Origin of the sequence: Exiguobacterium sp. SH1S21, assembly GCF_004337175.1 — a bacterium.
GTDB classification, from domain to species: Bacteria; Bacillota; Bacilli; order Exiguobacteriales; family Exiguobacteriaceae; genus Exiguobacterium; species Exiguobacterium aurantiacum_A.
Genome location: NZ_SJUY01000008.1, coordinates 1 through 16,944 on the forward strand (window position 1 = coordinate 1; position 16,944 = coordinate 16,944).

Sequence of the window (16,944 nt, forward strand, 5' to 3'; positions counted from 1 at the left end):
ACCTGGCAAACCGTGAAATCATCGCCTATACGATGTCAGATAAGCCTAAGTATCCATTCATCGGCGAGATGTTGGACCAAGCCATCGCGAGACTCGATAGCGATAGAAGGCCGATCCTCCATTCTGATCAAGGCTGGTAATACCAATTTCGAGCGTTCACGGCGAAGCTTCGCGAACATGGCATCACCCAAAGCATGTCCCGAAAGGGCAACTGTCTCGACAACGCACCAATTGAATGATTCTTTGGCCATTTGAAGGACTATGTCACCAACCGATCGTGTGGATCAATCGAGCAGGTCAGAGAAATGATCGGGGACTACATAAACTATTACAACTGCGAACGCGGTCAGTGGAACCTAAAAAAGATGACCCCGGAACAATATCGGGGCCATCTAATCGCCGCATAGGACATACGGGCTTTTTATTAAACTGTCCATTTTACGGGGCTCAGTTCATTCTTCGAGGGACGGACATTTTTTAATACGCATAGGAAAATATTTCTTCTTTCAAGTGATTCTTTTTGATGTCTTGCCATTTATACACCACGGACCAATACGTGCGGTCTAATTGTTGAGCGATTGCGGCATCCGTCATTCCGTTCTGTTTCGCTTTAATGATAAAGTCGATTTCTTCAGCTGTGTAATCGTTTTTTGCTTTTGAAGCGATGACGGTCATTTCCGGATACTTCTCGCGTTCAAGTTGCAACCGATAATCCCAGTCGAGCTTCTTTCTCATTGTTGGTATGGCGTAAGCGTAAGAAGAAAATTCATTTAAAAAGCGGATGGCTTCTTCTGTTTTCTGGATGCGTAGTGTATAGAAATGACCATCTGAACGGCGACTCAATACAAATCGATGATGAAACGTGCGCTCTATAAACTCACTTAACATTTCGAGCTCCTCTGGATAAAAGGCTTGAAGATAAAGATAAATATGGGGAGTAATAATCATTTGGTTCAGTCTTGATCGGGTCGACTTCGTTAGAGAAAGGCTTCCGTCGTCTAGGTACAATGCAAGCAAAAATACGGGATGAGTACACTCCTCTAACAAATGAACCGGAATCCGTTTTTTCCGTTCGTCATAACATTGTTCCCGTAGCCAGGTGAAGAGTTCATCTTTTCTCGAAAAAAGTTCCGCGCTTGTTCCTGTCTTTCTGACTCTGATTCCTTCGAAAATCTGGGGTGCGGTTTTCAATTTCCACTCCCGATACTCCATCTGCTTGACTGAAAAATGTTCGCGATACTGAAGTCCGTTCTTAGGAGCCATCTTTGCTTTCGTCCGCGTTATTGTTCCATCTCCTAATAACGTTCCTAATAACAAACTTTTCTCGAACACGGTCAGTTCTTCCCACTTCATGTTCGTCTCTCCTTCGCATAAGATTATCTATGCTTCAATTCCCGATACACCTCATAGTTAGTCTGAACGCCAATGCAGAAAAAGAACCAGGTTCACAGAAAAAAGATGTTTAAATTTAATATGAAGGGCTTGTCGCATAGAGAACTAACGCCTAAGAATTCAAATCTTAGTTTTAGCTCATAAAAAAGCTTTCATCTGTATAAAAACTAAAAACAATGAGGTGTCGGACCGATATAGTACGTGAGAACAACTATAAGAGGAGCAGAAGCTTATGAATCCGACCATCTCTGAAGTCCGGCTTCACCTACCTTCTTCTGTACTGCCGTATGAACAAACGAAAAACGTGTTCGTCGAAGCGAATCATGCTCGTCTCGCCGATGAAGGTATCGTCATTCTTCCGACGCCTCAACACGTGACCAAGTTAGAGACGGCCGTCGAGAAGGCGAATCTTGTATTAGATCAACAACGTACCGGATTAAAATTTATGAAACACGAGAAATTGAACGACTACTATATTCAAATCGTGGATACGAACAACGAAGTCATCCGCGAGATTCCAAGCAAGAAGTCACTCGACTTCTTCGCAGCGTTCATGGAGTTCAATCAACTGTTCGACGAACGTGTCTAAAGGAGGCTAACTATGACATCACCAATCCGATTTGGCGGACTCGCCAGTGGAATTGATACTGATACAATTATTAAGCAATTAATGCAAGTCGAACGGGCACCGGTCGACAAACTCGAACAAAAAAAACAGACGACTGAATGGAAACGCGACGCCTACCGTGAAATCAACCGCTCACTTATGACACTTCGTAACAGTGCGGTCGATCTCATGTTCAGCCGTAACTTCTATGCGAAGACGTCTAGCTCATCTGACGAATCACGCGTCTCAGTCGTAGCAGGGCCGTCAAGCGGGAACACAGCGATTCGTATTGAATCCGTCAGCCAGCTTGCGACCGCGGCCACTCAAGTCGTAGAGCCGGTTGATAAAAACGGAGTTAAAGTGACGAAAGCAACAAAAGTGGCAGATATGAATTTACAGTCTGCGACACAAGAAATCAAGTTAGGTGCGGCTACAAAAGAATGGACGCTCTCCCCGAAACCGAGAACAGGAGAGACAATTGCATTAAAAGATGCGACCAACAATCCAATTGCCGACACCAGCTACACTTACGACGAGGCGACCGGAAAAGTTACGATGAATGACGGTTCAGATGTCCCTACAGGTACGACAGCTACTTATACTTCTGGCTACCAAATCCAAATCCGCTCTGTCGAGGGTGGAGACTTCAAAACAATTAAAGTAGCAGAAGACGCAACGATGGAAAACCTGGTTACTGCCTTAAACGGAAAAGACTCAGGAATTTCTGCTTTCTTCGAACCGATTTCTGGAAAACTATCACTTACCCAAAAACAGACTGGTGAAAAATCAATCATTGAATTTGATGCCACCACAAAAGCTGCTTTTAAGATTGATCCGGCAGCTCTTCCGCAAAAGGGTGGTGACGCTAGCTTCATGGTGAACGGCATCTCGATGACACAAAGTTCGAATACGGTCACGATTGATAATATGACCGTTACGCTAAAGTCATCTTTTGCGGCCGGTGATCCGGTCACATTGTCTGCTGCCACCGACACGCAAAAAATCTTCGACAACATTAAAGGGTTTGTCGATAAATATAACGAGACAATTGATTTAATGAATAAAAAGGTTAAAGAGGATAAATTCCGTGATTTTGCACCGCTCACACAAGCCCAACGCGATGAACTATCTGATGATGAGATCAAGAAATGGGAAGAAAAAGCGATGAGCGGGATGTTGCGCGGTGATACGATCGTTCGTAGTGCGATGGACACGATGCGCAGTAAGTGGTCAAGCACGTCGTCTTCGACGAATGACGATACGATGAAGCAACTGTTCCAAATCGGTCTTGCCACGGGGTCTGACTTCACAAACGGTGGAAAGATTGAGCTGAACGAAGAGAAGCTGAAGGCTGCAATCGAGAAAGACCCGGAGCAAGTGTATCAGCTGTTCACGAATGAGGAGAGCGGATTGCTTCCGCAAATTCGCGACGCCGCGACCAACTCACGGTCGTCCATCACACGGATTGCCGGTGCAGACGGTTCCGGTGCCCCGACGTACTCGATGGGCCGGGAGATGGCGCAAATCGATACACGGATCCAGCGCTTGAACGATTTACTCGTCAACAAAGAAAACGCCTACTACCGTCGCTTCACGGCTATGGAGACGGCGATGAACCAAGCAAACTCGCAAGCAGCATCGTTGCAACAGTTTCTAGGCGGAGGCATGTAAGAGGAGGAATTTAAATGGTAGCCAACCCATATGCAGCATATCAAAACAACGCGGTCACGACTGCGAACCCACAGGAACTCACGCTCATGCTGTATGACGGGGCGCTCAAGTTCACGCGTCTCGCCAAACTCGCGCTCGAGCAAGGCAATCCTGACTTGAAGAACACGAACATCCAAAAGACGCAAGCCATCTTCCAAGAATTGCGTCTGACGCTCAATAAAGACATCGCCATCTCGGCGAACTTGGACTCACTCTACGAGTACTTATGGCGCCGTCTCGTCGATGCGAACGTCAAGAACGACACGACGATCCTCGATGAGGTGCTCGACTTCACGACCGAACTCCGCGACACGTGGAAGGAAGCGATGAAACTCGCGAAACAAGGATGAGACCGATCGATGAAATCATTCTCAAAACGCAACGGCTAAAAGACTTGCTGGCGCAAGTACCAGAAGAGCCGACGTACGACACGTGGATGGACCAGATCCATGAACTGCTCGACGACCGCGAACAGCTGCTGTCGGCGCATGGTCCCGACTTAGAAGCGGCCGACCAGACGGTCATCCGTCAGCTCGTCGACGACAGTCAAAATATCGCCCGCTTGATCGAAGCCGAGCATCAACGGCTCGGGATGACGCTCGGGACGACGCGGCAAGAGCGGAAGACGGTCAAGTCGTACGTCGATCCGTACGAAGACGTCGACTCGAACTTCTCTGGATTATTTGATCAACAGACATGAAAAGACGCTGATTTCATCAGAGTCTTTTTTTTATTTCAATAAAACATTGATGTGACGTTAAAAAAATGAACTTCCCTCCGATAATATTAATGGAATGATATGGATATGGAAAATTATAAATGGGATGTTATGGAGGGGATTCTTATGATTATCAAAAATAACAGCAATGCAAACCAAGCGTTACGTCAATCACAAATAAATACGGGCCAAGCTGGTAAAGCTATGCAGAAGTTATCTTCTGGACTTCGAATTAATCAAGCTGCAGATGATGCTGCAGGACTAGCAATCTCCGAAAAAATGAGAGCTCAAATTCGAGGACTCGATCAGGCTGCTAAAAATGCTGTAGATGGAATTAGTTTGATTCAAACAGGAGAAGGTGGATTAAATGAATCTCATTCAATCCTACAACGCATGCGTGAACTTGCCGTCCAGTCTGCGAATGATACGAATAATCAGACTGACCGCAGTGCAATTCAACAAGAGTTCAATGAAATGACTACTGAATTAAACCGTATTGGGAACCAGACATCTTTCAATACTAAATCTATTCTTAACGGATTGAATGGTATCGCAGGAGAGTCACTTGTCACACATAGCATTCCAGGGACTCCAGGTGCGATTCGAGGAATTTACACAGTTAGCATTGATACAGCTTCATTGAGTATGAACGATGTTGTTCGAGTTGATGGATATACGTTCTTAAAATCTTCTAACAATCCACTATTGCAAGGTGAGTTTAATGATTTATCGACTTTGACCACTGCGATTCGTTCTGTGTCTGACTTAAATACTCGCTACACTGTGCAGATGGCAGGAACTCCGACTCCGAGTGGGCTCGTGTTTGAGCATCGAACAGGACAAGAGTCTTGGTCTTCACCGAATATTGGAATTATTAAATCACCAAATCCATACGTTGATTTACAAGTTAATACAACCAGGCCAGGAAGAGGTGGCAATCAACCGATTCCAGGAGAGTTTGAAATTTATGAACAAGACATTATGCCTTTAAAACCGGGAGAAATGGTTAAAGTGGAGTGGATAGGAAAGTCATCTTACGACAACCGCGAAATAGAACTAACGTTTGTACCTGATGCGCCAGTTCAATCAGGAGGGAATGTGCGAAGTTTTACAGAATTAATGAGTGAAGTCAGTAGCGCCGTATCACCTCATATGAGTCATACTTCGTGGGCGAACCCGATTAAATTAGGGGAAACATATACTCATGAAGGCACGTATCAGCAATTGAAATTAACGCGTGGAGGTAAAGAGATAACTCTTCAAATTGGTGCAAACACTAGTCAATCTATGCAATTAGACATGAATGATATGAGAGCTGCACGAATTGGGTTGACCTCTACAGTAAAAGGCGAGGCGGGCTTCACATCTGAACGTGTCGTGCAGAATCGTGAAGGAGATCGAGCAGCAGAGTACGCATTAGACATTACAACGCAGGCTGGTGCCAGTCAGGCAATCGGTAAAATTGATCAAGCGATTCAACTTGTGTCTGCTGAACGATCAAAGATGGGTTCTTGGCAAAATCGACTAGATCACGTAATGACAAACGTTACGGCATCCGTTGAAAATCTCCAAGCTGCCGAATCACGGATTCGAGATGTAGATATGGCAAAAGAAATGATGGCATTCACAAAATCGAATATTTTGGGTCAGGCCTCTCAGGCAATGATCGCCCAAGCCAATAAACAGCCAGAAGCTATTCTTCAACTTCTTCGTTAAATAAAGGTAAATAACAAAAGTTCGAAGGCGCGCCTTCGAACTTTTGTTATTTGGGAAGTCTTAGTTTACTAAGTATGAGAAGATTGCTGAAAAGTGTTATTATTTCAACAAAAATGCAAACAAGTCTGTTTTCATATAAAATCGAGAAATACCACTTTAACCGATAAATATCGGGTAAATACCATTATACCCGTTGCTTCTGTTCTGGAAAGAGGAGGGAAACGAGATGAGTGAGAAAAAGGTAAAACCTAAGTCATCGAAAGATCGTCGTTACTTCGTCTACGGTCCAGAAGGGGCTTACGATGAATACGTGGAACGGGACCCGAAGCTCGAGGCGTACGTCGAGGACGACGCACCAATCGAAGATAACCCCGACCCTTATGAAGAAGAAGACTTAAAAGCTCGCGGATAAATGTCAAGACCAAACAAGGCTCAATTGCGAGCCTTGTTTTTTATTGTGATGGGGTATGGACCTGTTACTTTTTATTGCCAAGGTCAGGCGGATGAATCCGTTATGCTCGTTGTATCAACCACAACTCGTCAACTTAAAAGGAGAGATTTTGAATGAACATGAAACGATACCGATTCTTATTTGCCTTACCACTTGCGCTGCTTGTCGGCTGCGGGGAGGCGGACGAACTGAAAGCGACCACAACCGAGACAGAAGAAGTCGTGGTAGCGGAAGAACCTGAAGAAGCGCCAGAAGCGGAAACACAAACAGAAGAGGCAGAAGTCCAAGAAACAGAGCTCGGTACGAATCACATTCATTTAAAAAACAAGGCGCTCGACATTACTGAGGCGATGGGCTCTGTCCAATTCCAAGTCGACAAAGTTCAGACGTCGCGTCTGAAAGTCGCGGAGGCGTATCGAGATTCGTTTGATGGGAAAGAAGAAGTGACGGTCGTCGTCTTCAATGTAATCGCTGAAAACACCGTCGAGGATACAGTCAGCTTTTACCCGGATCAAAGCACGCTCGTCACGAATACAGGGGAACAGATTGATGCAAATCTCTGGTTCTCAGACGATGTCGGAGGCGACTTCCTTGGAAACGTGAAGAAGGAAGGCAACGTCTTCTTCTTTGCCGAGGCGCTGCCAGAAGAGTTGGCGGAACTACGATTGATTGTCGGGGGACCGTCGGATGAGAATTATGATAATCTCGCCGAGGAGTCGTACGAATACAAGATTGACGTCACCAAATAAGAGAAGGCGCATCAACTCGATGCGCCTTCTCTTATTTGCGTTGATGCGGGAGCGGAATCGTCAACACGTTCCAGTTCTCTCCGGCGAAAACTTTCGCCAAGTAGACAATCTGACCGACGTGATAGCTGTAGTGCGACACTTGCTTCTCGATCGCCCAGATGACGCTCTTCTCTTCGCCGCGAATGAAGACGGTCTTGCCGATGTCTTCCGGCGTGAGACTCGCTAAGACGTCGTCCAACAACTGCCAACGTTCGTCCCACGTCGCCATCATATCGGCCCGTGATAACTGCTGGTCCTCGAACTCGGCGTCACGGTTCCGGTCCGGCTTCTCACCGTCCGTCGTCAAGAAGTCGGTCCACCTTGATTTCATATTATTTGAGATATGTTGCACGATGACGGCGAGCGAGAGCGTGTCCGGTGCGAGCACGCGGTGTAAGTCGTCGTCGCTCACTTGATTGAGCGCGCTTTCGGCGAGCTGTTTCTGTTCTTGGAAGATGCTGCGGACTTCTGTCACGTAACGTTGTTCAAACATGTGGTTTCCCCCTTATGTAGTTTCTCTCATCCATACCCGAAATCAAGAAAAGACGAACAGAAACTCCTGTCCGTCTAGGCATGTTCAGCCCGAAAGTCTTCCCAATGATCCTTCGCTTGCGTCCGGATCCGCTCCGACACTTCTTTGCTACCGAGCAAAATCCCGTACCAACGCCGGGCGTCCTCGTACAAACCGAGTGCGGCCGACAAGTCGGCGATTCGCAACATGAGCTGATCGTACGGCAGGCCGGTGCGGATTTGGTCGGTATACACTTCCTGCACCTCGTTATACTTATCGAGCGTCCGTTGCATCCATTCCTTCTCGGCCGTCCCGTTCCCGATTAAGCGATTCATCCAGACGAGGCGCATCCCGAGCATGGCGACGACGGACGGCTTCTGTCCGCTGAGTTGGGCCGTCATGACGGCGAACTTGTACAGTTGGATGACATGCTCAGGCGTGCGGTCACCTTCAAGCGTCTCCGGATTGATCCGGGAAAAATAGTTCGTCTCGAGCGCCTCGCGATTGTTCTTCCGGACTTTATCGAACGATTCGTGGAAGACGAGGTGGCAGTGGCTACAGACGACCGGCTCATACAAGTACGGGTTCTCGCCGTCGTACGTCGTATAGCCGTCCTTCGCGACTTCTTGCGGTCGGATGTGGCGCGATAAGATGCGTGGTGTCACACTCTCCTTTAAACAGTACGGACATTTCACTTTTTTCGAAAACAAATGTTCAGCCATACGTCACCTCACACGTAGACGTTGACGAGCAATCCGCGAATCTCACCGACTTGGTCGAGGAGCGACAGACGTGACGCTTCCCCCGAGATAACCTGGTCCGTCAGTGCGAGCAGTTTCTGGTCGACCTGCTCGACGATCTTATAGATCTTGGCTCGGCCCCGGCGGTTGAACCCGCGTTTGTCTTCGAGGCTGAGCGCCGCGTCAACGGCGTCTTTCATAAAGTCTTTGATCAATCGTTTATATTCGGTGAGCGATTCGACCGTTTGACTCTCGGCGAGGAGCTCACCTTGATCGTGAATGGCCGCGATTTGGCGCTGGAAGCGCTCGTATTCACGGTCCTCGCGTTTTTGTCCGATCACGTTCTGGAACGAGACGCCGGGTTCCGCGTCAGGCCGCTTGGCTTTGCCCGCGCCGTGAAGCGACTGGGTCTCCATAATTCGACGAATGTCCATAAGGCCTCGTCCTTTCCTTAAGTTAGTTCAATAATTGTAACACGCCTTGCGGCAACGCGTTCGACTGGGCGATCATCGCCATGCCGGACTGGTTCAAGATGTTGAGGCGGGCGAAGTCCATCATCTCACGGGCCATGTCGGCGTCGCGGATACGTGACTCGGACGCGGTCAAGTTCTCCGCACCGATTGTGACGACACCGACGTTCGCTTCTAACCGGTTTTGGATGGCACCGAGCTTCGAGCGTTCGAGCGAGACGTCGTTGATCGCCTTATCGAACTTGGCGATGGCGTCGTTTGCGCCGCCTGGTGTCGTGACGTCGAGCCCGTCGATGCCGAGCGCTTCCGCGCGCATGTCGGCGACGTTCAAGAGCACGCCTTCACCGCTGCCGGCCCCGAGCTGGAAGAAGATCGATGACTCACCGACCGTATATTCGCCGTTCATGATCTTCTTCGAGTTAAACTCGGTCGTCTCGGCGATGCGGGACACTTCTTCTGTCAAGGCACTGATCTCTTCTTGGATTGCTTTCGTATCGTCCGGGCTCAGCGTCCCGTTCGCCGCTTGGACCGACAGCTCGCGCATGCGCTGCAGGAGCGAGTGTGTCTCGTTCATGCCGCCTTCGAGCGTCTGGGTGAGCGAGATACCGTCGAGCGTGTTGCGCTCGGCCATCGACAACGAGTCGAGGCGCATCCGCATCTTCTCAGAGATGGCTAGGCCGGCCGCGTCGTCTGACGCCTTGTTGATACGGACGCCGCTCGAGAGGCGATCCATCGTCTTCTTCATCGTCGTCTGGTTGAGCGACAGCGACGTATAGGCTTTCAAGGCTTGAATGTTATTGGTAATTTTCATAACGGTTTCCTCCTACGTGTGCGGGTTGAAGACGAGCGTTCGCGATGGCCTGGTCCCATGTCATCTCTAAGTCGGTCGCGAGCGCGTGAAGCTCTTCAATCTTGTCTAAGTCTTGTTCGATCAGGGCTTCGAGGCTACCTTTCGCCATGTATAAATACAATTCTTCAAGCTGGGCCGAGATGATGCCGCCGCCGTCATGAAGTCCTTGGTACAGTTTGGCGAGCAGTTCGCGCGCTTGCCGCAGATGACGGTTGCGCTCGGCGATCGTCGTTGTCAGCGCGGTCTCGTAATGGTAGGTGAGCGCGTGGAGCATCGCTTGCGTCAGCTCCTCCGGGCTCATTTCATATAATCGGTTCGAATTCATGATTGTTCTCCTTTGATCGAGTCAAGTTCTTCTATTAAAAGCAGCACTTCGGCCATGACGTCATATAGTTCCGGCGGGATGGCATCCCCGAGGTCAAGGTCGAGCAGGTGGCCGAGGAGCGAATGGTCGTGCTCGATGGCCACGCCGCGCGAGCGTGCCTCTTCCAAAATCTTGTCGGCGACGGCACCTGTGCCGCGGGCAACGATGATCGGGGCCCGGTCGGTCGTCTCGTCATAACGGACGACGGCGGCCGTCTTACGTTTCGTCAAATCCATGCGTTGATACATAAGGGCCTCCTAGATTCTAAAGTCATAGCCGGTCGTCTGTGTGCGCTCTGGTTCGACTTCGACTTTCTCAGCTTTCGTCAGCGGGCGGAACTGGGTCGTCACGCTCCGGTAGCCGATCGCTTCGAGCGTCGTCTCGATCTTGCCGAGTAGCGGTCGCGCGATCCGTTCGACCGTCGGGTCATCATGTTCGAGCGTGAGCCGGAGGTTACGGTCGAGTGCTTCGACTTTCACGCCGATCTCGCCTAAGCGAGGTGTTTCGAGCCGGATGTAGAGGACACTGTTCTCCCAATCGACGACGTCGCCGGCTTCCCGGTTTTGGATGTGGACGTGGATGCCGGTGTCGATCTCCTGGACTTTCGCCGGCAGGGCGAGCAGGAGCTGATGGAGCTGCCCGCCATCGAGCCGGTTGATCGTCTGTTGGACTTGGAAGAACGAGGCGAGGCGCGCCGCTTCCGGAGATGCTGCTTCGGAACGGACCGACAAGGCCGATGCCTGAACGGCTTGCGACGTTTGCGCTTGCGCCTGTTGCGACGCGGTCTGGACGCGCTGCGCCGTCTCTTGGACGTGGCGGCCCGACAGGTTGGCATCAAGACGGAGCGGTGTCACATGGGCCTCACCGGCACGAGTGGCGCCATGCGGGATGTATTCGACGCGGACCTGGTTCGGCACGTAACGGAACTCGTTCAACGCGGTGCGCACGTCTTTAATGAGGGCGGCGCTCTCGGCAGGCTTCGTCGACAACAGTGACAAGGCGACGTCGAGCTTCGCCGTCATCGCGACGAGCGCTTTCTCTTGCCTTGCGTCGGTATGTAACAGGGCGTCCGTTTTTTGGATGAGCTGCGTCAGACGCGTCCCGACTGTCTCGAGGGCAGGGCGGGCCAAATGCGGCTTCGATTCAACGAGGGCCGCGACTTGTCCGAGCTGTTTCGTCACGGTCGCCTGTTCTGCGCGGAACGTGTTCGTCACGGCAGCGAGATGCGTCGTCACTTCCTTGACCATGACTTGGCGTCCGCCTACGGGTGGCAAGGCTTCCCTCGGTTCGGGACGGGCGGGTGGTGCGGCCGGGAGTTCTTTTATCAGCCGGTCGACCGTCTCCGGTGTCGGTGTGACCCGTTCTGTGGCCGGGCGCGACAAGTTGACGAGTTCGACGTAGCGCTCTTTTTGCGGGTACGGCGCGTCCGGTGCCGGCACCTTCAGTTGACGTTTCGCTTCATCTAATGAAGCGACCGCGATGTCACGGGCCACGTCCGGTTTGACGACGGGTGCGTCCATCGTGCGCAAGAACAAGACGGCGTCGCGCATGTCACCTTTGAAGACGGTCTCGAGCAAGCGGACCGTGTCCTCGTTCATAGGCAGACGTCCCGATTGGATCAAGCGGCTGACGGCGCTCCGCACTTCAGGCGGGAGCGATGCGAGCAGCGCTTGGATTTTCGTATCGACTTTCGTCTCAGGTTTCGTCCCTGGCGCCGGTGCGTCCGCTGTCTCCGTTTCCGGTTTCACGACGACGGTCCCGAGCAACACCCCGTCTTCTTCGACGAACGTCAGTTGGAACGGGTTCGTCTTCGGCAGCCCGTCTTTGAACGTGACCTCGACTTGTTCGCCGCCGACCTTGACGATGGCCGTGTCAGGACCGGTCTGCTTGACGATTTCAGCTTTATAGACGCGGTTCATCTGGACACCCGCGTTCGCGGCTACAGTTGTAGCGAGTTGCGCTTGGATTTGCATTGTTGTCACCTCGACCAATATATCGACCTCTTTTTCAAAAAGTGAAGCAAAATCACCATAAAAAAACCTCCCGTCAAACGACGGAAGGCAGGTCAAGATTCGAGCGCAGGGCTCATGTTCAGTTGTTGGAACCGGGCGACCAATTCGCCGGTCGCTTTGATCTGGTTTTTTAAGACGTACGCGGTCGCGTTCGTCTGGATGCGGTGACCGTCTTTCGTGACGATCACGCCGTTCGGGGCACCCTCGACAGTCACGATGTCCCGAATGTGGGACCAGGCGTACCATTCGCAATCTTCACGTTTCGGCGATTTCGTCGGGAAGAAGACGAGTCCCGTCGTCGGTTCGATGACGACCGGCACTTTGCCTTTGACCCCGGCGACGCGTTTGGCGACGAAGATCCGTTCCTCGATCGAGCTGTTGTACTGGCGGCAAGAGAGCTGCAGCAACTGGTACGGCCGGAGCGGGGTCGAGATTTCGCTGCCGTCCTCGAGAATGATCCGCGATTGCTTCATCATGTCGAAGCAAGGCAGGATCGCCACGGTTCGCTTCGTGATGCGATATTTTTCCTCGGAATAGTAGGGGCGCATACGCTGCACCATCCTCCTCGTATTAGATTTTCAGGATCGGCCGATACTCAAAGAGCACAAACCTAAATCATCCCTTCAATGATATATCACAAAAAATGTAAATTCAATAAGCCAATATGAAAAGTAGGGAAATATAATTCCAATGTAAGCCAAAAGACGATTCATTTACAAAAAAGCAGAAAATGTTTGTGTCGAGGACGATAAGGTGGTAATATAGCTATTAGAGGGAAAGCCTCTGTATTCTTCAATGGTGAAAGGAATGGATTTGCACATGGTAGGTAAAGTAAAATGGTTTAACTCAGAAAAAGGTTTTGGTTTCATCGAGGTAGAAGGCGGCAAAGACGTTTTCGTACACTTCTCAGCAATCCAAACTGACGGCTACAAAGCTCTTGACGAAGGTCAAGAAGTTGAGTTTGAAATCGTAGATGGCGAACGCGGCCCACAAGCGGCTAACGTTGTAAAATTATAATTTCAAACTGTGAACCGGCTTCCTCGTGAAGTCGGTTTTTTGTTTTGTCTACATAATATTTCCCCCTTAAGAAAACGAGTTTAAAAACGGTGATAACGGGTAACTTCTTTTTATACAACCGATTCGATTGCAGGCGTGAGCATCGGAACAAAATTGTCATTATTTTCTGATGATAACGTTTTCAAATAAACTGAATTCGGGGTATACTATATATGAGCCACCCGCTTCCGCTTTCTTTTTAAGATCTTTTTAAGCAATGAGGCAGGAGATTCGGTCCAAAATGACGAATCATTGGTTCAAGCGGTTATTTTAAGGAGGAGTTAAGATGATTTATAACATTCGCGGCGAAAACATTGAAGTCACACCAGCCATCAAAGACTATGTCGAGAAAAAGCTGGAGAAGTTGACTCGGTATTTCACAACTCCTACGGATGCACAGACGGCTTACGTCAACTTGAAAGTGTACAACGAAAAGCAAAAAGTAGAAGTGACGATCCCGATGACGAACTTATTGCTTCGCGCTGAGGAAACCAACCTCGATATGTACGCGGCAATCGACCTCGTCGTCGACAAATTGGAACGTCAAATCCGTAAACACAAAACAAAGCTCAACCGTAAAGGACGCGCCAAAGAAGGCGGGATCGGCGAGTATTTCAAATCACTCGAAGGTTCTGAAGACATTCCTGCGTACGACGAGGACGAGGCAGAACTCGAACTCGTGCGGACGAAGCGATTCACGCTCAAACCGATGGACACGGAAGAAGCGATCCTTCAAATGGACATGCTCGGTCACAGTTTCTTCGTCTTCTCAGACGCGGAGACCGGGAACACGAACGTCGTCTATCGTCGGAAAGACGGTAAATACGGCTTGATCGAACCTGAATAATCTAACTTTGAATTCACACGGCCCTCCGACTTGGAGGGCCGTTTCGTTTTGCCTTTCCTTGAAAGCGTGGGTCACTTCGGTTAAACTGTACATTAGGGAAAAAACATGCATTTTTGACTGAGTGCAGAGGAGATAAAACGTATGGCGAACTTTTTGAAAGATTTATTTGCTCCACAGAAACGAGTATTGAAAAAAGCAGAAAAAGCAGCCGACTTAGTCGAGTCATTCGCTGAGCCGACGAAGGCGTTGTCTGACGAAGCACTTCAGGCGAAGTCTGTCGAATTCCGTGAGCGTCTGGATAAAGGGGAAACGCTTGACGATATCCTTCCGGAAGCGTTCGCGGTCTGTCGCGAGGCGTCAGAACGCGTACTCGGCATGCGTCACTACCGCGTCCAGCTCATCGGGGGCTATGTGCTCCATAACGGCGACATCGCCGAGATGAAGACCGGTGAAGGGAAGACGCTCGTCGCGACGCTCCCGGTTTACTTGAACGCCCTGACTGGCCGTGGCGTACACGTCGTGACGGTCAACGAATATTTGGCGAAACGTGACAAAGAACTCATGGAACCGCTCTACTTCGCGCTCGGCCTCTCGGTCGGACTGAACGTCTCGAACATGGACCGCGTCGAGAAGCAGGCGGCGTATAACTGTGACATCACGTACTCGACGAACAACGAACTCGGGTTCGACTACTTGCGTGACAACATGGTCCTTTATAAGGAAGACCGTGTTCAGCGTGAGCTCTACTACACAATCGTCGATGAAGTCGACTCGATCCTCGTCGATGAGGCGCGGACCCCGCTCATCATCTCAGGGTCGGCCCAGAAATCGACCGAGTTGTACACACGTGCCGATGCGTTCGTCCGGACGCTCAAGCTCGAAGACGACTACACGGTCGACGTGAAGACGAAATCGGTGTTACTCACGGACAGAGGGGTCGACCTAGCCGAGAAGTTCTTCGGCATCGACAACTTGTTCGCAATCGAGCACGTCTCGGTCAACCACCACGTCGGGCTCGCGTTGCGTGCGAACGCCGTCATGCATCATGACGTCGACTATATGATCCGCGACGGTCAAGTCATGATCATCGACCAGTTCACAGGTCGGGTCATGGACGGACGCCGCTACTCGGAAGGGCTGCACCAGGCGATCGAGGCGAAAGAAGGCGTCGAGATTCAACGGGAATCGATGACGCTCGCTACGATCACGTACCAAAACTACTTCCGGATGTATGAGAAGCTGGCCGGGATGACCGGTACGGCGAAGACGGAGGAAGAAGAGTTCCGTAACATCTACAACATGCAAGTCGTCACGATCCCGACGAACAAGCCGATCGTCCGTGAAGACGGTTCCGACCTCATCTTCAAGTCGATGGAAGGCAAGTTCAAAGCCGTCGTCGAAGAGATCGCTTCGGCGCACGCGACCGGACAACCGGTCCTCGTCGGTACGGTCGCCGTCGAGACGTCTGAGTATTTGAGCAAGCTGCTCACGAAGAAGAAGATCAAGCACGAAGTCTTGAACGCGAAAAACCACGCCCGTGAAGCCGAAATCGTCGAGAACGCCGGACAAAAAGGTTCGGTCACGATCGCGACGAACATGGCTGGACGCGGAACCGACATCAAGCTCGGCGAAGGTGTCATCGGGCTCGGCGGTCTTTACATCGTCGGTACCGAGCGCCACGAGTCGCGCCGGATCGACAACCAGCTCCGCGGTCGGGCCGGTCGTCAAGGCGACCCGGGTAAATCGCAGTTCTACTTGTCACTCGAAGATGAGCTCATGCGCCGCTTCGGGACCGACAGCCTCCAGAGCATGATGGAGCGCCTCGGCATGGACGACACGCAACCGATCGAGAGCCGCATGGTCTCGAAAGCGGTCGAGTCGGCCCAAAAACGTGTCGAAGGTAACAACTATGATGCCCGTAAACAGCTGCTCGGTTACGACAACGTCATGGCCGACCAACGTAAAGTCATGTATAAAGACCGGGCCAGCATCCTCGAGAACGAATCGGTCACCGAGATCGTCCGCTCGATGATCCGTGAGACGGTCGAGATGGGCGTCGCGCAATACACGCCGCTCGAACTCGTTCCGGAAGAATGGAATATCGACGAGCTGGCGCACTGGGCCAACCAGACGCTCGCCCTCGAGAATGCGGTCGCCGGGAAAGACTTCTACGGCAAAGAACGCGAGGAAATCACTGAGCTGTTGCTTGAGCGGACGAACGCCCAATATGAGGCGAAACGTCAACTCGCACCACCGGACCGGTTCAACGAGTTCGAGAAGATCATCGTGCTCCGTGCCGTCGATTCGCACTGGATGGCGCACATCGACCATATGGACCAGCTTCGTCAAGGTATCCACTTGCGTGCTTACGGACAGAACGACCCGCTCCGTGAGTATCAGGCGGAAGGCGTCAGCATGTTTGACGCGATGAACGCGGCCATCTCGGAAGAAGTGACCGGCTTCGTGCTCCGTGCCGAGGTCGGCGACAACCTCCGACGCGAGAAAGTCGTCGAGGAGGAAGTGGCGGTGTCTGGCAAGGACGACGCACCGGTGAAGAAAAAACCGGTCCGCCGTTCAGAAGACCAACGCCTCGGGCGCAACGACCCGTGCTGGTGTGGTTCAGGCAAGAAGTTTAAAAACTGTCACGGCAAACAACAAGCTTAATTTTTGAAGAGGCGAGCCTGCTCGCCTCTTTCCTACGGAAAGGTGAAT

Annotated in this window: 20 protein-coding genes; 11 read left to right on the forward strand and 9 right to left on the reverse strand. The window is 50.9% G+C overall.

Going from position 1 to position 16,944, the window contains the following annotated elements; all coding sequences use genetic code 11:
• Positions 1-251 precede the first annotated feature (251 nt).
• On the forward strand, positions 252-407 hold the full coding sequence (locus EVJ24_RS15590; RefSeq protein WP_442899264.1) for an IS3 family transposase: 156 nt from the start codon (positions 252-254) through the stop codon (positions 405-407).
• A 70-nt stretch (positions 408-477) separates the two neighbouring features.
• Here EVJ24_RS15590 and EVJ24_RS11175 read toward each other — a convergent pair whose 3' ends face one another.
• Positions 478-1,353 carry an endonuclease gene (locus EVJ24_RS11175; protein ID WP_131441368.1) on the reverse strand — a complete coding sequence of 292 codons (876 nt, stop codon included), beginning with the start codon at positions 1,351-1,353 and terminating at the stop codon, positions 478-480.
• Between the two features lie 271 nt (positions 1,354-1,624).
• Here EVJ24_RS11175 and EVJ24_RS11180 point away from each other — a divergent pair, with 271 nt between their 5' ends.
• The 7 genes from EVJ24_RS11180 to EVJ24_RS11210 all read left to right on the forward strand — a co-directional run bounded on the left by EVJ24_RS11180 (position 1,625) and on the right by EVJ24_RS11210 (position 7,343).
• A complete protein-coding gene (locus EVJ24_RS11180) occupies positions 1,625-1,981 on the forward strand; it encodes a flagellar protein FlaG (RefSeq protein WP_070328657.1) in 357 nt (118 codons plus the stop codon).
• Between the two features lie 12 nt (positions 1,982-1,993).
• Positions 1,994-3,670, forward strand: a complete 1,677-nt coding sequence (gene fliD, locus EVJ24_RS11185) for a flagellar filament capping protein FliD (protein WP_131441369.1) — start codon at positions 1,994-1,996, stop codon at positions 3,668-3,670.
• A 14-nt stretch (positions 3,671-3,684) separates the two neighbouring features.
• Positions 3,685-4,059: a flagellar export chaperone FliS gene (gene fliS / locus EVJ24_RS11190; RefSeq protein ID WP_114165847.1), complete on the forward strand. Its 375-nt coding sequence runs from the start codon at positions 3,685-3,687 to the stop codon at positions 4,057-4,059.
• Positions 4,056-4,409, forward strand: coding sequence for a flagellar protein FliT (locus EVJ24_RS11195; RefSeq protein WP_131441370.1), 354 nt, complete (start codon positions 4,056-4,058; stop codon positions 4,407-4,409). The genes fliS and EVJ24_RS11195 overlap by 4 nt, the downstream gene beginning before the upstream one ends.
• A 99-nt stretch (positions 4,410-4,508) precedes the next feature.
• Entirely contained in the window at positions 4,509-6,143 is a 1,635-nt protein-coding gene (locus tag EVJ24_RS11200; RefSeq protein ID WP_131441371.1) for a flagellin N-terminal helical domain-containing protein, read from the forward strand.
• Between the two features lie 226 nt (positions 6,144-6,369).
• Complete coding sequence (locus EVJ24_RS11205) at positions 6,370-6,555, forward strand: hypothetical protein (RefSeq protein WP_131441372.1); 186 nt, start codon at positions 6,370-6,372, stop codon at positions 6,553-6,555.
• A gap of 152 nt (positions 6,556-6,707) precedes the next feature.
• Positions 6,708-7,343, forward strand: a complete 636-nt coding sequence (locus EVJ24_RS11210; RefSeq protein ID WP_131441373.1) for a hypothetical protein — start codon at positions 6,708-6,710, stop codon at positions 7,341-7,343.
• Positions 7,344-7,374: 31 nt separating this feature from the next.
• Here the strand turns inward: EVJ24_RS11210 and EVJ24_RS11215 are convergent, their stop codons facing one another.
• From EVJ24_RS11215 to EVJ24_RS11250, 8 genes are all read right to left on the reverse strand, one after another.
• Positions 7,375-7,875 (reverse strand): DUF1572 family protein, encoded by a 501-nt coding sequence (locus tag EVJ24_RS11215; protein ID WP_131441374.1) that lies wholly within the window; start codon positions 7,873-7,875, stop codon positions 7,375-7,377.
• Positions 7,876-7,949: 74 nt separating this feature from the next.
• Positions 7,950-8,615 (reverse strand): DUF2225 domain-containing protein, encoded by a 666-nt coding sequence (locus EVJ24_RS11220; RefSeq protein WP_131441375.1) that lies wholly within the window; start codon positions 8,613-8,615, stop codon positions 7,950-7,952.
• Positions 8,616-8,623: 8 nt separating this feature from the next.
• Entirely contained in the window at positions 8,624-9,067 is a 444-nt protein-coding gene (locus tag EVJ24_RS11225) for a YaaR family protein (protein WP_016508634.1), read from the reverse strand.
• A 22-nt stretch (positions 9,068-9,089) separates the two neighbouring features.
• Positions 9,090-9,914 (reverse strand): flagellin N-terminal helical domain-containing protein, encoded by an 825-nt coding sequence (locus tag EVJ24_RS11230; protein WP_131441376.1) that lies wholly within the window; start codon positions 9,912-9,914, stop codon positions 9,090-9,092.
• On the reverse strand, positions 9,898-10,278 hold the full coding sequence (locus EVJ24_RS11235) for a flagellar protein FliS (RefSeq protein WP_131441377.1): 381 nt from the start codon (positions 10,276-10,278) through the stop codon (positions 9,898-9,900). The genes EVJ24_RS11230 and EVJ24_RS11235 overlap by 17 nt, the downstream gene beginning before the upstream one ends.
• On the reverse strand, positions 10,275-10,565 hold the full coding sequence (locus EVJ24_RS11240) for an EscU/YscU/HrcU family type III secretion system export apparatus switch protein (protein ID WP_071397988.1): 291 nt from the start codon (positions 10,563-10,565) through the stop codon (positions 10,275-10,277). The genes EVJ24_RS11235 and EVJ24_RS11240 overlap by 4 nt, the downstream gene beginning before the upstream one ends.
• Before the next feature lie 9 nt (positions 10,566-10,574).
• Positions 10,575-12,290, reverse strand: a complete 1,716-nt coding sequence (locus EVJ24_RS11245; protein ID WP_236637641.1) for a hypothetical protein — start codon at positions 12,288-12,290, stop codon at positions 10,575-10,577.
• A gap of 92 nt (positions 12,291-12,382) precedes the next feature.
• Positions 12,383-12,889: a competence protein ComK gene (locus EVJ24_RS11250; RefSeq protein WP_236633350.1), complete on the reverse strand. Its 507-nt coding sequence runs from the start codon at positions 12,887-12,889 to the stop codon at positions 12,383-12,385.
• Between the two features lie 259 nt (positions 12,890-13,148).
• Between EVJ24_RS11250 and cspD the strand changes: the two genes are divergently transcribed.
• The 3 genes from cspD (at position 13,149) to secA (ending at position 16,896) form a co-directional block, all read left to right on the forward strand.
• Entirely contained in the window at positions 13,149-13,346 is a 198-nt protein-coding gene (gene cspD / locus EVJ24_RS11255) for a cold-shock protein CspD (protein WP_035386012.1), read from the forward strand.
• A gap of 325 nt (positions 13,347-13,671) precedes the next feature.
• The gene (hpf, locus tag EVJ24_RS11260; protein ID WP_016508657.1) at positions 13,672-14,232 is read left to right on the forward strand and encodes a ribosome hibernation-promoting factor, HPF/YfiA family; all 561 of its coding nucleotides are present in this window, start codon (positions 13,672-13,674) and stop codon (positions 14,230-14,232) included.
• A 141-nt stretch (positions 14,233-14,373) separates the two neighbouring features.
• A complete protein-coding gene (secA, locus tag EVJ24_RS11265) occupies positions 14,374-16,896 on the forward strand; it encodes a preprotein translocase subunit SecA (RefSeq protein WP_071397985.1) in 2,523 nt (840 codons plus the stop codon).
• Positions 16,897-16,944: the final 48 nt, after the last annotated feature.

Coding starts and splice junctions, on each gene's coding strand:
- EVJ24_RS11175 (WP_131441368.1), bottom strand. CDS start 1,353: ATGAAGTGGGAAGAACTGACCGTGTTCGAGAAAAGTTTGTTATTAGGA.
- EVJ24_RS11180 (WP_070328657.1), top strand. CDS start 1,625: ATGAATCCGACCATCTCTGAAGTCCGGCTTCACCTACCTTCTTCTGTA.
- fliD (WP_131441369.1), top strand. CDS start 1,994: ATGACATCACCAATCCGATTTGGCGGACTCGCCAGTGGAATTGATACT.
- fliS (WP_114165847.1), top strand. CDS start 3,685: ATGGTAGCCAACCCATATGCAGCATATCAAAACAACGCGGTCACGACT.
- EVJ24_RS11195 (WP_131441370.1), top strand. CDS start 4,056: ATGAGACCGATCGATGAAATCATTCTCAAAACGCAACGGCTAAAAGAC.
- EVJ24_RS11200 (WP_131441371.1), top strand. CDS start 4,509: ATGGATATGGAAAATTATAAATGGGATGTTATGGAGGGGATTCTTATG.
- EVJ24_RS11205 (WP_131441372.1), top strand. CDS start 6,370: ATGAGTGAGAAAAAGGTAAAACCTAAGTCATCGAAAGATCGTCGTTAC.
- EVJ24_RS11210 (WP_131441373.1), top strand. CDS start 6,708: ATGAACATGAAACGATACCGATTCTTATTTGCCTTACCACTTGCGCTG.
- EVJ24_RS11215 (WP_131441374.1), bottom strand. CDS start 7,875: ATGTTTGAACAACGTTACGTGACAGAAGTCCGCAGCATCTTCCAAGAA.
- EVJ24_RS11220 (WP_131441375.1), bottom strand. CDS start 8,615: ATGGCTGAACATTTGTTTTCGAAAAAAGTGAAATGTCCGTACTGTTTA.
- EVJ24_RS11225 (WP_016508634.1), bottom strand. CDS start 9,067: ATGGACATTCGTCGAATTATGGAGACCCAGTCGCTTCACGGCGCGGGC.
- EVJ24_RS11230 (WP_131441376.1), bottom strand. CDS start 9,914: ATGAAAATTACCAATAACATTCAAGCCTTGAAAGCCTATACGTCGCTG.
- EVJ24_RS11235 (WP_131441377.1), bottom strand. CDS start 10,278: ATGAATTCGAACCGATTATATGAAATGAGCCCGGAGGAGCTGACGCAA.
- EVJ24_RS11240 (WP_071397988.1), bottom strand. CDS start 10,565: ATGTATCAACGCATGGATTTGACGAAACGTAAGACGGCCGCCGTCGTC.
- EVJ24_RS11245 (WP_236637641.1), bottom strand. CDS start 12,290: ATGCAAATCCAAGCGCAACTCGCTACAACTGTAGCCGCGAACGCGGGT.
- EVJ24_RS11250 (WP_236633350.1), bottom strand. CDS start 12,889: ATGGTGCAGCGTATGCGCCCCTACTATTCCGAGGAAAAATATCGCATC.
- cspD (WP_035386012.1), top strand. CDS start 13,149: ATGGTAGGTAAAGTAAAATGGTTTAACTCAGAAAAAGGTTTTGGTTTC.
- hpf (WP_016508657.1), top strand. CDS start 13,672: ATGATTTATAACATTCGCGGCGAAAACATTGAAGTCACACCAGCCATC.
- secA (WP_071397985.1), top strand. CDS start 14,374: ATGGCGAACTTTTTGAAAGATTTATTTGCTCCACAGAAACGAGTATTG.